The organism is Methylobacterium sp. Leaf88 (assembly GCF_001422795.1).
GTDB lineage: Bacteria > Pseudomonadota > Alphaproteobacteria > Rhizobiales > Beijerinckiaceae > Methylobacterium.
The window spans coordinates 88231-106359 of the sequence record NZ_LMMK01000024.1 but is presented as its reverse complement, the minus strand read 5'-3'; the positions used below and the strand labels follow the sequence as shown (position 1 = coordinate 106359).

Genomic DNA, 18129 nt, shown 5'->3' with positions numbered 1-18129 from the left:
GGTCAAGCCTTCAGCGCGACGCGGGCGGCAGGGTGGCCGCGGCGGTCTGCGTGTTCGAGAGCGCGGTCCGCATGCTCTGCATCAACGCGTCCGTGGAGGGCGCGAAGGTGTCGAGCACGGGGGCCGGGTGGACGCCGTAATAGATCGTCAGGGCGACGAGCGGCGCGATGATGATCTTCTCGCGCAGGTCCAGGTCGAGGATGCCCTGCAGGTTGGGCTTCTCGAGCTTGCCGTAGATCACGCGGGCATAGAGCCAGAGGGCGTAGCCGGCCGACAGGATGATGCCGAAGACCGAGAAGAACGCCACCGTCGGGTTGGCCCGGAAGGCGCCCATCATGGCGAGGAACTCACCCACGAAGCCGGAGGTGCCGGGCAGGCCGACATTGGCCATGGTGAAGACCATCATGGCCGCCGCGTAGAGGGGCATCCGCTTCACGAGGCCGCCATAGGCCGCGATCTCGCGGGTGTGCATCCGGTCGTAGACCACGCCGACGCAGAGGAAGAGCGCGCCCGACACGATGCCGTGCGAGATCATCAGGAACAGCGCGCCCTGGATGCCCTGCTCGTTCATCGTAAAGAGACCCAGCGTCACGAAGCCCATATGCGCCACCGAGGAGTAGGCGATGAGCTTCTTGATGTCGGTCTGCATCAGGGCGATCAGCGAGGTGAAGATGATCGCGATCACCGAGAGGGCGAACACCATCGGGGCGAAGGCGTGGCTCGCGTCCGGGAACATCGGCAGCGAGATCCGGATGAAGCCGTAGCCGCCCATCTTCAGGAGGATGCCCGCCAGGATCACCGAGCCGGCGGTGGGCGCCTCCACGTGCGCGTCGGGCAGCCAGGTATGGACCGGCCACATCGGCATCTTCACCGCGAAGGAGGCGAAGAAAGCCAGCCAGAGCCAGGTCTGCAGTTCCACGGGGAAGCGGGTGTGCAGCAGGGTCGGGATGTCGGTGGTGCCGGCGTGCCAGTACATCGCCATGATGGCGAGCAGCATCAGCACCGAGCCGAGCAGGGTGTAGAGGAAGAACTTGAAGCTGGCGTAGATGCGCCGCTTGCCGCCCCAGATGCCGATGATGAGGAACATCGGGATCAGGCCGGCCTCGAAGAACAGGTAGAACAGCACCAGGTCGAGGGCGCAGAACACGCCGATCATCGTCGTCTCGAGGACGAGGAAGGCGACGAAGTACTCCTTCACCCGGACGTTCACCGAGAGCCACGAGGCGCCGATGCAGAACGGCATCAGGAAGGTGGTCAGGAGGATCAGCGGCATCGAGAAGCCGTCGACGCCGAGCTTGAACCGGGTGGCCTCGCTCAGCCAGGCATGGGTCTCGACGAGCTGGAAGTTCGCCGTGGTCGCGTCGTAGCGGCCCCAGGCCACCAGCGAGAGCAGGAAGGTGGCGAGCGTGGTGATGAGTGCGGCCCAGCGGGCGTTGCGCTTCGCGGCTTCCGTCTCCTCGCCCAGGGTGAGGATGAAGGCCGCGCCGCAGAGCGGCACGATGAGCAGGCCGGACAGGATTCCGAGGCCTAACATGAGCGGGCGCTCCGATACGTGACGGCGGCCATCAATGGGCGACCTTGGGCAAGCCGGTCAGCATGTACCAGCTGATGAGGGCGGCGACGCCGACGAGCATGACGAAGGCGTAGTGGTAGACGTAGCCGGTCTGGAAGCGGACCACGCCGCGGGTCACGTCGAGGACGCGGGTGGCGATGCCGTCCGGGCCCATGCCGTCGATGACGCGGCCGTCGGCCTCCTTCCAGAGGAACTTGCCGAAGTCCTTGGCCGGGCGGACGAAGATCCGGTCGTAGAGCTCGTCGAAGTACCATTTGTTGAGGAGGAACCGGTACAGGCTCGGCTGCTGGGCGGCGAGTTGGCCCGGCAGTTCCGGCCGGCGGATATACATCCAGTAGGCCAGCACGAAGCCGATCAGCATCATGATGAAGGGCGAATAGGCCACCAGCGCCGGCACCGCGTGGATGTCGTGCATGATGTGGTTGTCGGGGCCGTGGCCGAGGGCGTGGCCCCAGAACGAGTCCATGCCCTCGCCGATGAACCGGTTCTTGAAGATCAGGCCGGCGAAGAGCGCGCCGAAGGCCAGGATGCCGAGCGGGATCGTCATCACCAGCGGGCTCTCATGCGGGGTGTGCGCATGGTCGTGGTGCTCGATGGCGCTGTGCGAGGCCGGCTCGACGTCGTGGCCGTGATCGTCATGGGCGACGCCCTCGTGGTGGCCCGGGGCGCCGTCGGCCTGGGTCGAGGCGGCGGCATGCGCCACCGCGTGGGCGTCGTCGTGGTGCGCCCCGTGGCCGGCCCAGCGGGCCGGTCCCTCGAAGGTCATGAAGAACAGGCGCCAGGAATAGAACGAGGTCATCAGCGCGGCGACGACGGTGCAGATGAAGGCCAGGGTGTGCCCGGGCCGCGTCGAGGCGTAGGCCGCCTCGATGATGGCGTCCTTCGAATAGTAGCCCGCGGTGAAGGGGAAGCCGATCAGCGCCAGGGTGCCGATGGTCATCATCGCCGAGGTGAAGGGGATGTAGCGGCGCAGGTTCCCCATGTTCCGCATGTCCTGCTCGTGGTGCATCGCGTGGATGACCGAGCCGGCCCCGAGGAACAGCAGCGCCTTGAAGAAGGCGTGGGTGAAGAGGTGGAAGACGGCCGCCGAGTAGGCGCCGACGCCGAGCGCCACGAACATGTAGCCCAGCTGCGAGCAGGTCGAGTAGGCGATCACGCGCTTGATGTCGTTCTGCACGAGGCCGATCGTGGCCGCGAAGAACGCCGTGATGCCGCCGATGACCGTGACCACGACGAGGGCGTTGGGGGCGAGCTCGAACAGCGGCGACAGGCGCGCCACCATGAAGACGCCGGCTGTCACCATGGTGGCGGCGTGGATCAGCGCGGAGACGGGGGTCGGCCCCTCCATCGCGTCCGGCAGCCAGGTGTGCAGCAGGAACTGGGCCGACTTGCCCATGGCGCCCATGAACAGCAGCAGGCAGGCGAGGGTCAGGGCGTTCCAGTCGTAGCCCAGGAAGTGGAAGGTCGCGTCCTTGATCTCGGGCGCGCGGGCGAAGATGCCGTCGAAGGCGATCGAGCCCGTCAGCACGAAGACGAGGAAGATGCCCAGCGAGAACCCGAAATCGCCGACGCGGTTGACGATGAAGGCCTTCATGGCCGCGGCGTTGGCGGAAGGCTTCTCGTACCAGAACCCGATCAGCAGGTAGGAGGCGAGGCCGACGCCCTCCCAGCCGAAGAACATCTGCACGAGGTTGTCGGCCGTCACCAGCATCAGCATGGCGAAGGTGAAGAGCGACAGGTAGGCGAAGAAGCGCGGCCGGTGCGGATCCTCCTCCATGTAGCCGATGGAATAGAGGTGCACGAGGGTCGAGACCGAGGTCACCACCACCAGCATGATCACCGTCAGGGTGTCGATGCGGAAGGCCCAGTCGACCACGAGGTCGCCGGCGGTGAACCAGGTGGCCACCTGCACGCGGGTGGCGTGCTCGGTGCCCGGCACCTCGAGGAAGGCGCCCCAGGACAGAAGCGCCGAGAAGGCGAGGAGGCCGGTGGTGATGCCCTCGCTGAGCTTCGGGCCGAGCTGGCGGCCGAACAGGCCGGCAAGCAGCGCGCCGACGAGCGGGAGGAAGACGATCGCGTGATACATCGCTGGCTTGTCCGGCCTCCTGGGTGCGCCCGGTCCCCGCGCGCTGCGCGGGGAGCCCGAGCGGCGCCCTGTGGGGTTCGTGTCACCGCCCCGGCGGCGCGCGCACCGCGCTGCCGGGCGTCGAATCGGGTGGCGTCGCGGTCCCGCGTCAGCCCTTCATCATGTTGACGTCCTCCACCGCGATCGAACCGCGGTTTCGGAAGAACACGACGAGGATGGCGAGGCCGATGGCCGCCTCCGCCGCCGCGACCGTCAGCACGAACAGGGCGAAGACCTGGCCGGTGATGTCGTTGAGGTGGGTGGAGAAGGCGACGAGATTGATGTTCACCGCCAGCAGGATCAGCTCGACGGACATCAGGATGACGATGACGTTCTTGCGGTTCACGAAGATGCCGAGCACCCCCAGCGTGAACAGGATCGCGGCGACCGTCAGGTAATGGCTCAGGCCGATCATCGGATGTGGCTCCCGGTCTCTGCCGTTCGAGGTCCGCCGGCCATCAGACTTCCACGCCCTGGCGCGAGGGCACCTTGCGGGTTTCCACCGCCATGGTCTGCGTGCGCGCGTTCTGGACGGCGATGTTCTGGCGCTTGACGCCCGGTCGGTCGCGCAGGGTCAGCACGATGGCGCCGATCATCGCGACGAGCAGGATCAGGCCGGCGAGCTGGAAGAAGAAGACGTAGTCCGTGTAGAGCACCCGGCCCAGCGCTTGGGTGTTGGTCACCGCCTCGGCGCTGGCGACCGGACCGAGGGGCGCCTGCACGAGGCCCGGATCGATGGTCCAGGAGCCCACCACGAGCAGCAGCTCGATCAGGAAGACCGCGCCGATCAGCGCGCCGATGGGCAGGTATTGCTGGAAGCCCTGGCGCAGCTGGGCGAAATCCACGTCGAGCATCATCACGACGAACAGGAACAGCACCGCCACCGCGCCGACGTAGACGACCACCAGGATCATCGCCAGGAACTCGGCGCCCATCATCACGAACAGCCCGGCGGCGTTCACGAAGGCCAGGATGAGGAAGAGCACGGAGGCCACGGGATTGCGCGAGGCGATCACCATGAAGCCCGAGGCGATGGTCACACCTGCGAACAGGTAGAAGAAGGCAGCGGCTGCACTCATGCGATTCTAGAGATCAGCCGTCCCGAGGACGGCCCCTTCTGCCGAAATTGTGCCACGGCCCACCAGCCGCCCGTCTATAGAACCCGCCCCTGCGGCGCACAACCGCCTCAGCGGGGTCCGGCCGACTCCGTGGGAACGGAATCGCCCCTGATGTCTCATCCGCGGGCCGCGCGAAGGATGCGCCCGGCAAGAGGATCCGCCCGGCGGGAGCGCGCGCTCAGCGGTAGGGCGCGTCCACCGCGAGGTTGCGGGCGATCTCGCGCTCCCAGCGGTCGCCGTTGAGGAGGAGCTTCTCCTTGTCGTAGAGGAGCTCCTCGCGGGTCTCGACCGAGAACTCGAGATTCGGCCCTTCCACGATGGCGTCCACCGGGCAGGCCTCCTGGCACATGCCGCAATAGATGCACTTGACCATGTCGAGGTCGTAGCGGGTCGTGCGGCGGGTGCCGTCGTTGCGGCGCGGGCCGGCCTCGATGGTGATGGCCTGGGCGGGGCAGATCGCCTCGCACAGCTTGCAGGCGATGCAGCGCTCCTCGCCGTTGGGGTAGCGGCGCAGGGCGTGCTCCCCCCGGAAGCGCGGGCCGCGATGGCCCATCTCGAAGGGGTAGTTGATCGTGGCCTTCGGCTTGAAGAAGTACTTCATCGCCAGGACGAACCCGGACGCGAACTCCTTCAGCAGCAGACCCTGAGCGACCTGATCGAGCTTCATGGCTCGGATCTCCGTGAGGGGTTGTCAGGCGCCCGGCGCGAGGCCGGTGAGCTTGAGGACAAAGGCGACGACGATGACCGAGACCAGCGAGAGCGGCAGGAACACCTTCCAGCCGAGGCGCATGAGCTGGTCATAGCGGTAGCGCGGCACCATGGCCTTCACCATGGCGATCATGAAGAAGAGGAAGCTGGCCTTGAGGGCGAACCAGATCAGGCCCGGCACCCAGGTGAAGGGTGCGAACGGGATCGGGGAGAGCCAGCCGCCGAGGAACAGCACCGTGCCCAGCGCGCACATGGTCATGATGGCCACGTACTCGCCCAGCATGAACAGCAGGTACGGCGTCGACGAATACTCGACCATGTAGCCGGCCACGAGTTCCGATTCGGCCTCCGGCAGGTCGAAGGGCGGGCGGTTCGTCTCGGCCAGCGCCGAGATGAAGAACACCACGAACATCGGGAACAGCCAGAGCCAGTACCAGCCCAGGATGCCGAGGCTGGTGTCCTGCGCCATGACGATGCGCGAGAGGTTCAGGGAGCCCGCGCAGAGCAGGACGCAGATGATGACGAAGCCGAGGGAGACCTCGTAGGAGATCATCTGCGCGGCAGACCGGAGGGCACCCAGGAAGGCGTATTTCGAGTTCGAGGCCCAGCCGCCCATCAGGACGCCGTAGACGCCCAGCGACGAGATCGCGAAGATGTAGGTGATGCCGACGTTGAGGTCGGCGATGGCCCAGCCCTCGGCCAGGGGAATCACCGCCCAGGCGGCCAGCGCCAGGGTGGCGAAGACCAGGGGCGCCAGCAGGAACAGCGCCTTGTTGGCGCCGGCCGGGATGACCGGTTCCTTCAGGACGAATTTCAGGAGATCGGCGAAGGACTGGAACAGGCCCCAGGGCCCGACCACGTTCGGGCCGCGCCGGAGCTGCACCGCCGCCCAGATCTTGCGGTCGGCCAGCAGCGCGTAGGCGATGAAGACGAGCAGCAGCGCCAGCAGCACGAAGCTCTTGAGCGCCAGCAGCAGGACGGTGCCGAGGACTTCCCAGAAGGTCATCGCAGGAGATCCTTATTCGGCCGCTTCGAGGCCGCGCACCCGGGCGAGGCTCGAACACTCGGCGAGCACCCGCGAGGCGCGGGCGATCGCGTTGCTGAGGTAGAAGTCCGGCACCGCCGCGCTGAAAGCGGTTCGGGTCGGCTCGCCGCCGAGACCCGACAGGGTCTCCACGGTGGCCACCGCATCGCTCGGGGCGATGGCGTCGAGGGCGGCGAAGTGCGGATGCTCGGCGTAGAGCGCCCGGCGCAGGGCCCCCAACGAATCGAACGGCAGGCGCTTGCCAAGCACGTCGGACAGGGCGCGCAGGATCGCCCAATCCTCGCGGGCATCCCCCGGCGGGAAGCCGGCGCGGTTGGTAGTCTGGACCCGGCCCTCGAGGTTGACGTAGGTCGCACTCTTCTCTGTATAGGCGGCCCCCGGCAGGATGACGTCGGCCCGCGTGGCGCCCTGGTCGCCGTGCGTGCCCTGGTAGATCACGAACGCACCCGGTCCCACCGCGACCTCGTCGGCACCGAGATTGTATACCACGTCGAGATTACCGCCGTTCGCGATCCCGGCGAAGTCGAACCCGCCCTCCCCCGGCACGAAGCCGAGATCGAGGGCGCCGACCCGGGCCGCCGCGGTCTGAAGCACGCCGAAGCCGCTCCACGCGGGCGTCACGGCGCCGATGTCCCGGGCGAGCGCCGCCGCCGCCGCGAGGATCGCGGCGCCGTCCGGCCGCGCCAGCGCACCGGTCCCGACGATCACCAGGGGCCGGCTCGCCCCCTTCAGCGCCTCGGCGAAGCTGTGCTGGCCGGAGGCGAGGTCGGCCAGGGTCTCGGGTCCGGCGCCCAGGTAGGTGTGCGGATAGGTCAGGTCGACGGGCTCGCCGATGAGGCCCACCGCCAGGGGACCCATGCGCCAGCGCTTGCGGATGCGCACGTTGAGGAGCGAGGCCTCCAGGCGCGGGTTGGTGCCGATGAGGAGAATCGCATCCGCCTCCTCGATCCCGGCGATGCCGGTGCCGAGGGTGTAGGCGGCCCGGCCCCAGGCCGGATCGATCGCCTCGCCGGCCTGTCGGCAGTCGAGGCTCGTCACCCCGAGGGAGGTCATCAGCGCCTTCAGCGCGTAGATCTCCTCGACGCCGGCGAGATCGCCCACCACCGCGCCGATGCGCTTGGGGTCGGTGCCCTTCACCTTCGCCGCGATGGCGGCGAACGCCTCACCCCAGGACGCAGGGCGCAGGCGGCCGTTCTCCCGCAGGTAGGGCCGGTCGAGGCGCTGGGTGCGCAGACCATCCACCGCGTGGCGGGTCTTGTCGGAGATCCACTCCTCGTTGATTCCCTCGTGCACGCGCGGCTCGATCTGCATGACCTCGCGCCCGCGGGCATCGACCCGGATGGCGCAACCGACGGCGTCCATCACGTCGACGGATTCGGTCTTCGACAGCTCCCACGGCCGCACCTCGTAGCTCTGCGGCTTGTGGACGAGGGCGCCCACGGGGCAGAGGTCGGCGACGTTGCCCTGAAGCTCTGAGCCCATGGCGGATTCGAGGTAGCTCGTGATCTCCATGTCCTCGCCGCGCCCGATAGCGCCGAGATCCGGCACGCCGGCGACCTCCGCCAGGAAGCGGACGCAGCGGGTGCAGTGGATGCAGCGGTTCATGGCGGTCCGCACCAGCGGGCCGATGTACTTCTCCTCGACGGCGCGCTTGTTCTCCCCGTAGCGGGTCGAGTCGACGCCGTAGGCCATTGCCTGGTCCTGCAGGTCGCAATGGCCGCCCTGGTCGCAGATCGGGCAGTCGAGCGGGTGGTTGATGAGGAGGAACTCCATAACCCCCTCGCGGGCCTTCTTCGTCTGGCCCGAGCGCGTCAGCACCTCCGGCGGCTCGCCGTTGGGTCCGGGCCGGCAATCCTTCACTGCATAGGCGCAGGAGGCCACCGGCTTCGGAGCGCCCTTGAGCTCCACGAGGCACATCCGGCAATTGCCCGCGATGGACAGCCGCTCGTGGAAGCAGAAGCGCGGAATTTCCGCGCCTGCGGCCTCGCAGGCCTGGAGCAGCGTGTACTCCGCCGGAACATCGACCTCGGTGCCGTCGACGACGATCTTGGTCATGCGTGGGTCTCGGTCTCGAAACTTAAGGGCGGCGCGAGGGGCGGATCACTCCGCCGCCATCGGCACCGGATCGGAATGCGGGTTGGCGCTGTAGCGGTCGATGCGCTTCTCGATCTCAGGACGGAAGTGCCGGATCAGACCCTGGATCGGCCAGGCGGCCGCGTCGCCGAGCGCGCAGATGGTGTGACCCTCGATCTGCTTCGTCACGTCGAGGAGCATGTCGATCTCCCGGCGCTGGGCCCGGCCCTCCGCCATGCGCAGCATCACGCGCCACATCCAGCCCGTGCCTTCGCGGCAGGGCGTGCACTGGCCGCAGGACTCGTGCTTGTAGAAGTAGGCGATGCGGGCGATCGCCGAGACGATGTCGGTGGACTTGTCGAGCACGATGACCGCCGCCGTGCCGAGGCCGGAGCCGAGGTTCTTGAGCGTGTCGAAGTCCATCTTGGCATCGATGATCTGCTCGGCCGGGACCAGGGGCACCGAGGAGCCGCCGGGAATCGAGCAGAGCAGGTTGTCCCACCCGCCACGCATGCCGCCGCAATGCTTGTCGATGAGTTCGCGGAAGGTGATCCCGAGTTCCTCCTCGACGTTGCAGGGCTTGTTGACGTGGCCCGAGACGCAGAACAGCTTGGTGCCGGTGTTGTTCTTGCCACCGAGGCCGGCGAACCAGGCGCCGCCGCGGCGCAGGATGGTGCCCGCCACCGCAATGGATTCGACGTTGTTGACCGTCGTGGGGCAGCCGTAAAGACCCATATTGGCGGGGAATGGAGGCTTCAGGCGCGGCATGCCCTTCTTGCCTTCGAGGCTCTCCAGCAGCGCCGTTTCCTCGCCGCAGATATAGGCGCCGGCGCCGTGGTGGACGTAGATGTCGAAGGGATAGCCGTGGACATTGTCCTTGCCGACGAGGCGGGCCTCGTAAGCCTCGTCCACCGCCCGCTGGAGGGCGTGCTTCTCGGCGACGTACTCGCCGCGGATGTAGATGTAGCAGGCATGCGCGGCCATCGCGAAGGATGCCAGCATGCAGCCCTCGATCAGGAGATGCGGATCGTGCCGCATGATCTCCCGGTCCTTGCAGGTGCCCGGCTCGGACTCGTCGGCATTGACCACGAGGTAGTGCGGACGCCCGTCGGACTTCTTGGGCATGAATGACCACTTAAGGCCTGTGGGGAAGCCAGCGCCGCCACGGCCCCGCAGGCCCGACTGCTTCATCTCGTCGATGATCCAGTCGCGGCCCATTTCCAGCAGGAATTTGGTGCCATCCCAGGCGCCGCGCTGCTTGGCGGCCTCGAGCCCGGGAGAATGCAGGCCGTAGAGGTTCGTGAAGATGCGATCCTGATCGGCGAGCATGTCAGTTCCCCTTCTTTGGGGCGGAAAACCCGGGTGTCTCCGGCCTCGTCGTTGAAACCTTCGTCGATGAGGCCTCGGTGCCGGCCGACTGAGGGTCTTTGACGTCCGCGCTGGCACCCGTGGCCGCTGGCTGGGGCGGTGGCTCGTTGCGCGGCAGGCTCGACTGGGTACCGGCTTCCGCACCTGCGGCTTCAGACTTCGCGATCATCTCCGGAGCCGGCGCGGTCGGCGAGGCTGGCTGCGCCGTCGAGTTCGTCCCGTCGGCAGCATCCATCTTATCGCTCGCCCTCACGGGAGACTCTCCGGCCGCAGCCCGCTGGGCAGGCCCGTCGGTCGCCGGCGTCCCGACGGCCCGACCCGCATCGGGACGGGCGGGCTTCGGGTCGCCGGCGGCGCGCTGTTCGGACGAAGCCGCCTCGGCCTTGCCCTGCTCGCTGCCACCTTCGGCCTCTTTCTGCTCGAAGCGCTTGCGCCAGGTTCCGACGCGCGATCCGTCAAACAGGTTCGCATCGGTGAGTGTATCGGCGCCCCCGAGCGGCTCGGACGAGGTCCGTCCGACTTGCGAGCCGACCTTCACCGGCCGGCCAGCGGCGAGGTCGTCCATCAGCTTGCCGAGGAGGTCGGGTGTCAGGTCCTCGTAGTAATCCTGATTGATCTGCGCCATCGGAGCATTGCAGCAGGCGCCCAGGCACTCGACCTCGAGCCAAGAGAAGTTACCGTCAGCACTCACGTGGCCGGGCGCTCCGAGACGGTGGTGCAGGTAGTCCTTCAACTCGCGCGCGCCACAGGAATCACACGGCACGGTCCCGCAAAGCTGGATCCAGAACCTGCCGACCGGCTCCAAGGCGAACATCGTGTAGAAGGTCGCGACTTCGAGCACGCGGATATGCGGCATGCCAAGTTCGTCAGCCACCGCCTCAATGGCCTTCTGCGGCAGCCAGCCGCCATTCTGCTCCTGCGCCTTCCAGAGCAGCGGGATCACCGCCGAGGCCTGACGGCCCTCAGGATACTTCTCGATTTGGCCCTTCGCCCAATCAGCGTTCTCGGACGAGAACGTGAAGGTGGCGGGCTGCTCGGCAGCGGAGGCGAGTCTGCGGTTGGCCATCAGTTTCGAACCTTGATCCTCACCGGTCCACTTCGCCGAACACGATGTCCAGGGTGCCAAGCACGCAGGACACGTCGGCCAGCATGTGGCCGCGGCACATCCAGTCCATCGCCTGAAGGTGGGCGAAACCCGGAGCGCGGATCTTGCAGCGGTAGGGCTTGTTGCTGCCGTCGGCGACGAGATAGACGCCGAACTCGCCCTTGGGTGCCTCGACGGCGGCGTAGACCTCGCCGGCCGGCACGTGGAAGCCTTCGGTGTAGAGCTTGAAGTGGTGGATCAGCGCTTCCATCGAGCGCTTCATCTCGCGGCGTGGCGGCGGAGCGATCTTGCCGTCCGTAGCTGAAATCGGCCCCTGGCCTGCCGGCTGGCGCAGCTTGATGCAGCACTGCTTCATGATCTTCGCCGATTCGCGCATCTCTTCCATGCGGATGACCTGGCGATCGTAGGTGTCGCCGTTCTTCCCCACGGGGATGTCGAACTCCATCTCCTCGTAGGCCTCGTAGGGCTGCGACTTGCGCAGGTCCCACGGGATGCCGGAACCACGGACCATCACGCCGGAGAAGCCCCAGGCCATCGCCTCGTCCACGGTGACGATGCCGATGTCGACGTTGCGCTGCTTGAAGATGCGGTTGCCCATGACGAGGTTGTCGAGATCATCGACAACCTGCAGGAACGGATCGATGAACGCTTCGATGTCGTCGATCAGTGCGGGCGGCAGGTCCTGATGGACGCCACCGGGCCGGAAGTAGTTGGCGTGGAGCCGAGCGCCCGATGCACGCTCGTAGAAGATCATCAGCTTCTCACGCTCTTCGAAGCCCCAGAGCGGCGGCGTCAGGGCGCCGACATCCATGGCCTGCGTGGTGACGTTGAGAAGGTGGGAGAGAATGCGCCCGATCTCGCAGAACAGCGTGCGGATCAGCTGCGCCCGCCGCGGCACCTCGAGCCCGAGCAGCTTCTCGATGCCGAGGCAGAAGGCGTGCTCCTGGTTCATCGGCGAAACATAGTCGAGCCGGTCGAAGTAGGGCGTCGCCTGGAGGTAGGTCTTGTGCTCGATGAGTTTTTCGGTGCCACGATGGAGCAGGCCGATGTGGGGATCGACCCGCTCTACGATCTCCCCGTCGAGTTCCAGCACGAGGCGCAGCACGCCGTGAGCCGCCGGATGCTGCGGTCCGAAATTGATCGCGAAGTTGCGGATGTTGTGCTCGGTCATGGCCTCGCTCCGCTGCTCAAGCCGACGTCTTCTCATCGCCCGGGAGCACGTACTCGGTGCCCTCCCACGGCGAAAGGAAGTCGAAGTTTCGGAATTCCTGGGTGAGCTTGACCGGCTCGTAGACCACGCGCGCTTCGTCCTGGTCGTAGCGGACCTCGACGAAGCCGGTGAGCGGAAAGTCCTTGCGCAGGGGGTGCCCTTCGAAGCCGTAATCAGTGAGAAGCCGACGCAGGTCCGGGTGGCCCGAGAACAGGATGCCGTAGAGGTCGTAGGTCTCACGTTCGAACCAGTTCGCGGCCGGAAAGACCTCGATTACGGAGGGCACCGGCGTCTGGTCGTCGGTCTGCACCTTCAAGCGGATCCGGGAATTATGGCGCAGCGAGAGCAGGTGATAGACCACGTCGAACCGCTTCTCCCGGGCCGGATAATCGGCGCCGCAGATGTCGATGAAGCAGCGAAAGGCGCAGGTTGGGTCGTCGCGCAGGTAGGTCAGCGCGTAGACGATGTCGCTGGCCTGCACCACGAGGGTGAGTTCGCCGAAGGCGATGGTGCGGGAGACGATCGCGGGCCCGAGCGCACAGGCGACATGGTCGCTGATCCGCTGCAGGGCGCCGACGCCGGACTCCGGCGCGGTATGGGCAAGGATGCTGATGCCATTGGTCATGCCGGGCGTCCTTCCTCAGCGCTCGATCGTACCAGTGCGGCGGATCTTCTTCTGGAGCAGGAGCACGCCATACAGCAGCGCCTCGGCCGTGGGCGGGCAGCCCGGGACGTAAATATCCACCGGCACCACCCGGTCGCAGCCGCGGACCACCGAGTAGGAATAATGGTAGTAGCCTCCGCCGTTGGCGCAGGAACCCATCGAGATGACGTAGCGAGGCTCCGGCATCTGGTCGTAGACCTTGCGCAAAGCCGGAGCCATCTTGTTGGTCAGCGTGCCGGCGACGATCATCACATCGGACTGACGCGGGCTCCCGCGTGGCGCAAATCCGAAGCGCTCGCAGTCGTAGCGCGGCATTGACATCTGCATCATCTCAACGGCGCAGCAGGCGAGGCCGAAGGTCATCCACATCAGCGAGCCGGTGCGGGCCCAGTTGATCAGATCATCCGTGGACGTGACGAGAAATCCGCGATCGGCGAGTTCGTCGTTGATCGACAGGAAGGTCGGATCATTGGCGCCGATCGGAAGGCCCGTGCTGGGATCGATGATGCCCTTGGGGGCCTGGGCGATCGCCGGGGCGCGGGAGAGGTCGGGGCTGAAGGCCATCGGTTTCTCGGGATCAGGCTTCGGATGGGCGGACTTCGTGGACGGCGCGATTCGGGAACACTAGTCCCATTCGAGGGCGCCCTTGCGCCACTCGTAGACGAAGCCGACGGTCAGAACGCCGAGGAAAGCCATCATCGACCACATGCCGAACCATCCAAGCTCACCGAAGGAGATTGCCCACGGGAACAGAAACGCGACCTCGAGGTCGAAGATGATAAAGAGGATCGCGACGAGGTAGAAGCGCACGTCGAACTTCATGCGCGCGTCGTCGAAAGCATTGAAGCCACACTCGTAGGCCGACAGCTTTTCCGGATCGGGGTTATTGTAGGCGACCAGGAAGGGCGCAACCAGCAGGGCCGCAGCAATGAACACAGAGACGCCGATAAAGACGATGAGGGGCAGATAGTCTGCCATCAGGCCGGACATGCGGGACCTCTCGTATTGGCAGGCGATTGCGACGCCTTCGACGCCTTAGGCCACATGGAATTGCTCCAATGCCAGACTGCGCCGGCGCGAGGCTTAGACGACCCCCCGGAGTGAAACAAGGGCATCGTGCGTCGCACAAAATCGGCCATGCGCCTGAGGTAGTTCTTCCCCCGTTCCGAACAACACGACCGATGCGCGCAGGGGGTCGTTCGGCCGGTTTCCTACAATTCCTGCCATGGACTTGTCTGGCATGCCAGACGGCATCGAACGCGGGGATAGCGGGGACATCTTAGTCCGTTTGTCAGAGAGTTCTGGCGTAGCTCAAGGGCCGGGAACCATAACCTTGGCCGTCCGTTTCGTTCATGTCCCACTCAGGCCGGATCGCGTTAGGTCGGCGCAACATTCGACCTCATAGGAGACGCTTCGTGCGCATTGCCCAGATTGCTCCGCTTTCGGAGGCCGTACCCCCGAAGTTCTATGGTGGTACCGAGCGCGTGGTGTCATGGATCACCGAGGAACTGGTCCGCCAGGGCCACGATGTGACTTTGTTCGCTAGCGGTGATTCGGAGACCTCGGCCAAGCTTGCAGCCTGCACGCCCGAGGGCCTGCGCCTCCTCGGCTATCGGGATCACACTGCGAGCCACCTTGCCATGTTGCACCACGTGCACAAGCGAGCGCACGAGTTCGATATCCTCCACTTCCACATCGATCTGCTTCAGTATCCGATGTTCGAAGATCTAAATCACAAATGCCTCACAACGATGCACGGGCGCCTCGACGTGCCGGACTTCATGCCGGTCTACCGCACCTTCACGGGTATGCCTCTGGTGTCGATCTCGGACAATCAGCGTGATCCGATGCCCGAGAACGTCAACTGGCTCTCGACCATCCACCACGGTCTTCCGGCCCAGAACTGCCCGTTCTATCCGGAGTCGAAAGGCGGCTACCTTGCCTTCCTCGGCCGCATCTCCCCGGAAAAGCGTCCCGACCGTGCGATCGAGATGGCGATCCGTTCCGGCATACCGCTGAAAATCGCCGCAAAAGTCGACAAGGCCGACCAAGATTATTGGGACGAGGTCATCGAGCCGATGATCCACCATCCCCTCGTCGAGTTCATCGGCGAGATCAACGAGGAGCAGAAGAAGGAGTTCCTCGGCAACGCCCTCGCCCTTGCCTTCCCGATCGACTGGCCGGAGCCCTTCGGCCTCGTGATGATCGAGGCGATGTCGGCCGGCACGCCGGTCATCGCTTTCCGGAACGGTTCCGTGCCGGAGGTGATCGCGGATGGTGTCTCTGGCGTCCTGTGCGACTCGATGGATGACGCGGTGGCGGCGGTCCACGCAGTGAAGTCGATGAGCCGTACTGGCGTGCGCAGGCACTTCGAAGGTAATTTCACCGCCGAGTGCATGGTGCGTAAGTACGTGGCCGCCTACGAACGATTGCTCGCCGGCGCGAACTCGGTGATCAAGCTACCGCATGCCGGCGCTTTCTCCTCGCATTATGGCGAGATGAACGGCTCCGCCCTGCCCCAGATCTCCGTCGCTGCGATGCCTGCCTGATACTGTCCGAGCCGGGCCCCGCCCGGCATCGGATTTGCTCGCCGCCGAGCAGGCTGGCGCCGCAAGATTGCCGCACTACCTCTGCCACTGAGGGCCGCCGCGCCGCATCATGCGACCGGCGGCCCTTTTGATTCGACACCCATTTCGGAGACGCTCAGGCATGGCAGCGGATACACTGAAGGCGACCTCCGAGCCCGCGACCGAAACGCGGATTCCCCGGGGCTTCCAGGATGCCGACGAAGTCCTGCCGCAATATCACATCGAGGCGCAGACCTCACTTGTCGAGCGCCCGCTGCGCTCGCTGAAATACGGCGAGGCTTTCGCGGTTCTCGACAGCTACGGCGATATCGGCGTGCTCCCCGGTCCCGAGGGCCTCTACTTCCAAGACACGCGCTACCTCTCACGTCTGCATGTCACCATCGAGGACCAGCGACCGCTGCTGCTGTCCTCGGTGATGCAGGACGACAACGGCGCGCTCAGCGTCGACATGACGACGCCCGACATCCGCATCGATGCTCATGACGAGACCACGATCCCCCGCGAACTGATCGCGATCGAACGCACCAAGTTTCTCTTCAAGGGCGCGTGCTACGATAGGATCGGCCTCCGCAACTACGATTCCCGGCACTGGCATCTGAAGGTTGCCGTCACCTTCGACGCCGATTTCCGGGATCTCTTCGAAGTGCGCGGCATGGACCGCCCTGTGCGCGGCAAGCGCAGCGTTCAGGTGGCGAGCGAATCCGAGGTCCAGTTTCGCTACGCCGGCCTCGACGAGGTCGTGCGCACCACGAGCCTGCATTTCGGGCCGACGCCCAAGCACATCGAGCCGGGCCGCGCCGAGTTCGTCGTCTCCCTGCCGCCAGGCGGACGCGCTTCGCTGTTCCTGAGAGCGGTCTTCGAATCACACCGCGCCTTCACCAGCGCTCCCGCTGCCGAGCGGGTCGGCGAGGATGCAGCAGCCGGCCTGTCGCGCGCCGCAGGGAGTTCCGCTGCTCCGCGCCACCCGAAGGGTCTCGCCGAGGGTGTCATTTTCGCTCGGGCCTATCGCGACTCCCGTCGCGACCTGCGCCAGCTCACTGCCGGCATCACGACGATCATCTCGTCGAACGACCAGTTTAACGAAGCCGCCTGTCGCGCTACCGCCGACCTCTACATGCTGGCAAGCCGGACGCCGGAAGGCATCTACCCCTTCGCGGGCATTCCCTGGTACTCCACGGTATTCGGGCGCGACGGGATCATCACCGCCATGATGGCGCTTTGGATCGACCCGAACTTCGGGAAGGGCGTCTTGCGCTACCTCGCCTCGACCCAGGCCCAGGCCGTCGACCCGGCCGCCGACGCGCAGCCCGGCAAGGTTCTGCACGAAACCCGGCGCGGTGAGATGGCCATGCTCGGCGAGGTGCCGTTCCGGCACTACTACGGCACCATCGACGGCACGCCGCTCTTCGTGATGCTGGCCTGGGAGTACTATGCCGTCACCGGTGACCTGGAGACAATCTCGGGGATCTGGCCTGCTCTGGAACTCGCCCTCACCTGGATGGACGAGTACGGCGACCGGGACGGCGATGGGTTCGTTGAGTATGCCCGCGACACCGACAAGGGCCTTGAGAACCAGGGCTGGAAGGACAGTCACGACTCCATCTTCCACACCGACGGCAATCTGGCGAAGGGCCCTATCGCTCTCTGCGAAGTCCAGGGCTACGTCTATGCCGCCAAGAACGGGGCGGCCAAGCTCGCCTCGCTCCTGGGCCATGACACCCTGGCGCAGCGTCTCGGCGAGGAGGCGCAGACCCTGCGCGACAATTTCGACAAGGCATTCTGGTGCGAAGCGATCGGCACCTACGCCCTCGCCCTCGACGGCGAGAAGCGGCAATGCGCCGTACGCTCGTCCAACGCCGGCCATGCGCTTTTCACCGGCATCGCGCGGCCAGAGCGTGCAGCGAGCGTCGCTGCCAATCTCCTGTCGAAGGACGGCTTCAACGGCTGGGGCGTGCGCACGATCGCCCGCGGCGAAGCTCGCTACAATCCGATGTCGTACCACAACGGCTCGATCTGGCCGCACGACAACGCATTGATCGCCCTCGGACTGGCGCGTTACAACCTGAAGCCGGAAGCGTCGCGGATCTTCGAGGGCATGTTCGACACGGCTCTCTATCAGGATCAGAAGCGGCTGCCGGAGCTGTTCTGTGGTTTCATGCGACGCCACCAGCGCGGCCCTGTCTCCTACCCCGTAGCCTGCTCGCCGCAGGCCTGGGCCGCAGCGGCGCCGTTCGCCTTCCTGGCGGCCTGCCTCGGGTTGGAGATCGACCACGACCGTAACCGGGTCCGCTTCCGCAATCCGACCTTGCCGCCGTTCCTCGACGGCGTCTCGATCTTCAACCTGAAGATTGGCACCTCACGCGTGGACCTGCGCCTGCAGCGCTACGGCGAGGACGTCACGGTCAATGTCCTCCGGCGGACCGGCGATGCGCAGATCTCTCTGCTGAAGTAGGCCTCGAAGAGCGGGCGGCATTCGCGCGAATGCCGCCCGCTGGGCGAAAACGCTCTCTACTTGGAAGACCGCTGGTTGACACACCGACGCGTCGTCGACC

General features: G+C 66.0%; 15 protein-coding genes. 2 read left to right on the top strand and 13 right to left on the bottom strand.

The annotated features are described in order from the left end of the window. Positions 1 to 10 precede the first annotated feature (10 nt). From ASF20_RS14840 to ASF20_RS14780, 13 genes are all read right to left on the bottom strand, one after another. Positions 11 to 1534, bottom strand: coding sequence for an NADH-quinone oxidoreductase subunit M (locus ASF20_RS14840; RefSeq protein WP_056214623.1), 1524 nt, complete (start codon positions 1532 to 1534; stop codon positions 11 to 13). A gap of 31 nt (positions 1535 to 1565) precedes the next feature. Then, a complete protein-coding gene (gene nuoL / locus ASF20_RS14835; RefSeq protein WP_056275247.1) occupies positions 1566 to 3659 on the bottom strand; it encodes an NADH-quinone oxidoreductase subunit L in 2094 nt (697 codons plus the stop codon). Positions 3660 to 3807: 148 nt separating this feature from the next. Further along, positions 3808 to 4113, bottom strand: a complete 306-nt coding sequence (nuoK, locus tag ASF20_RS14830) for an NADH-quinone oxidoreductase subunit NuoK (RefSeq protein WP_055947368.1) — start codon at positions 4111 to 4113, stop codon at positions 3808 to 3810. A gap of 43 nt (positions 4114 to 4156) precedes the next feature. Beyond that, positions 4157 to 4777, bottom strand: a complete 621-nt coding sequence (locus ASF20_RS14825; protein WP_056214617.1) for an NADH-quinone oxidoreductase subunit J — start codon at positions 4775 to 4777, stop codon at positions 4157 to 4159. Positions 4778 to 4994: 217 nt separating this feature from the next. Next, positions 4995 to 5483 carry an NADH-quinone oxidoreductase subunit NuoI gene (nuoI, locus tag ASF20_RS14820; RefSeq protein ID WP_056275243.1) on the bottom strand — a complete coding sequence of 163 codons (489 nt, stop codon included), beginning with the start codon at positions 5481 to 5483 and terminating at the stop codon, positions 4995 to 4997. 24 nt (positions 5484 to 5507) lie between these two features. After that, entirely contained in the window at positions 5508 to 6530 is a 1023-nt protein-coding gene (gene nuoH / locus ASF20_RS14815) for an NADH-quinone oxidoreductase subunit NuoH (RefSeq protein WP_056275240.1), read from the bottom strand. Positions 6531 to 6542: 12 nt separating this feature from the next. Continuing rightward, on the bottom strand, positions 6543 to 8624 hold the full coding sequence (gene nuoG / locus ASF20_RS14810; RefSeq protein WP_056275237.1) for an NADH-quinone oxidoreductase subunit NuoG: 2082 nt from the start codon (positions 8622 to 8624) through the stop codon (positions 6543 to 6545). A gap of 45 nt (positions 8625 to 8669) precedes the next feature. After that, the gene (nuoF, locus tag ASF20_RS14805; protein ID WP_056275233.1) at positions 8670 to 9971 is read right to left on the bottom strand and encodes an NADH-quinone oxidoreductase subunit NuoF; all 1302 of its coding nucleotides are present in this window, start codon (positions 9969 to 9971) and stop codon (positions 8670 to 8672) included. Between the two features lies 1 nt (position 9972). Next, complete coding sequence (gene nuoE / locus ASF20_RS14800) at positions 9973 to 11076, bottom strand: NADH-quinone oxidoreductase subunit NuoE (RefSeq protein ID WP_056275230.1); 1104 nt, start codon at positions 11074 to 11076, stop codon at positions 9973 to 9975. A 19-nt stretch (positions 11077 to 11095) separates the two neighbouring features. Further along, a complete protein-coding gene (locus ASF20_RS14795) occupies positions 11096 to 12286 on the bottom strand; it encodes an NADH-quinone oxidoreductase subunit D (protein ID WP_056275227.1) in 1191 nt (396 codons plus the stop codon). A gap of 16 nt (positions 12287 to 12302) precedes the next feature. Then, positions 12303 to 12950, bottom strand: coding sequence for an NADH-quinone oxidoreductase subunit C (locus tag ASF20_RS14790; protein WP_056275226.1), 648 nt, complete (start codon positions 12948 to 12950; stop codon positions 12303 to 12305). 15 nt (positions 12951 to 12965) lie between these two features. Beyond that, positions 12966 to 13553, bottom strand: a complete 588-nt coding sequence (locus tag ASF20_RS14785) for an NADH-quinone oxidoreductase subunit B (RefSeq protein ID WP_056214588.1) — start codon at positions 13551 to 13553, stop codon at positions 12966 to 12968. A 60-nt stretch (positions 13554 to 13613) separates the two neighbouring features. After that, the gene (locus ASF20_RS14780; RefSeq protein WP_056275223.1) at positions 13614 to 13979 is read right to left on the bottom strand and encodes an NADH-quinone oxidoreductase subunit A; all 366 of its coding nucleotides are present in this window, start codon (positions 13977 to 13979) and stop codon (positions 13614 to 13616) included. A gap of 425 nt (positions 13980 to 14404) precedes the next feature. Here ASF20_RS14780 and ASF20_RS14775 point away from each other — a divergent pair, with 425 nt between their 5' ends. Both ASF20_RS14775 and ASF20_RS14770 read left to right on the top strand, forming a co-directional pair. After that, the gene (locus tag ASF20_RS14775) at positions 14405 to 15538 is read left to right on the top strand and encodes a glycosyltransferase family 4 protein (protein WP_056275220.1); all 1134 of its coding nucleotides are present in this window, start codon (positions 14405 to 14407) and stop codon (positions 15536 to 15538) included. Positions 15539 to 15698: 160 nt separating this feature from the next. Next, positions 15699 to 18029: a glycogen debranching N-terminal domain-containing protein gene (locus tag ASF20_RS14770; RefSeq protein ID WP_056275218.1), complete on the top strand. Its 2331-nt coding sequence runs from the start codon at positions 15699 to 15701 to the stop codon at positions 18027 to 18029. Positions 18030 to 18129 lie beyond the last annotated feature (100 nt).

What these genes read in the sequence shown, in the direction of transcription:
- ASF20_RS14840 (WP_056214623.1), bottom strand. Translation starts at nt 1,534, where the DNA reads ATGTTAGGCCTCGGAATCCTGTCCGGCCTGCTCATCGTGCCGCTCTGC.
- nuoL (WP_056275247.1), bottom strand. Translation starts at nt 3,659, where the DNA reads ATGTATCACGCGATCGTCTTCCTCCCGCTCGTCGGCGCGCTGCTTGCC.
- nuoK (WP_055947368.1), bottom strand. Translation starts at nt 4,113, where the DNA reads ATGATCGGCCTGAGCCATTACCTGACGGTCGCCGCGATCCTGTTCACG.
- ASF20_RS14825 (WP_056214617.1), bottom strand. Translation starts at nt 4,777, where the DNA reads ATGAGTGCAGCCGCTGCCTTCTTCTACCTGTTCGCAGGTGTGACCATC.
- nuoI (WP_056275243.1), bottom strand. Translation starts at nt 5,483, where the DNA reads ATGAAGCTCGATCAGGTCGCTCAGGGTCTGCTGCTGAAGGAGTTCGCG.
- nuoH (WP_056275240.1), bottom strand. Translation starts at nt 6,530, where the DNA reads ATGACCTTCTGGGAAGTCCTCGGCACCGTCCTGCTGCTGGCGCTCAAG.
- nuoG (WP_056275237.1), bottom strand. Translation starts at nt 8,624, where the DNA reads ATGACCAAGATCGTCGTCGACGGCACCGAGGTCGATGTTCCGGCGGAG.
- nuoF (WP_056275233.1), bottom strand. Translation starts at nt 9,971, where the DNA reads ATGCTCGCCGATCAGGATCGCATCTTCACGAACCTCTACGGCCTGCAT.
- nuoE (WP_056275230.1), bottom strand. Translation starts at nt 11,076, where the DNA reads ATGGCCAACCGCAGACTCGCCTCCGCTGCCGAGCAGCCCGCCACCTTC.
- ASF20_RS14795 (WP_056275227.1), bottom strand. Translation starts at nt 12,286, where the DNA reads ATGACCGAGCACAACATCCGCAACTTCGCGATCAATTTCGGACCGCAG.
- ASF20_RS14790 (WP_056275226.1), bottom strand. Translation starts at nt 12,950, where the DNA reads ATGACCAATGGCATCAGCATCCTTGCCCATACCGCGCCGGAGTCCGGC.
- ASF20_RS14785 (WP_056214588.1), bottom strand. Translation starts at nt 13,553, where the DNA reads ATGGCCTTCAGCCCCGACCTCTCCCGCGCCCCGGCGATCGCCCAGGCC.
- ASF20_RS14780 (WP_056275223.1), bottom strand. Translation starts at nt 13,979, where the DNA reads ATGTCCGGCCTGATGGCAGACTATCTGCCCCTCATCGTCTTTATCGGC.
- ASF20_RS14770 (WP_056275218.1), top strand. Translation starts at nt 15,699, where the DNA reads ATGGCAGCGGATACACTGAAGGCGACCTCCGAGCCCGCGACCGAAACG.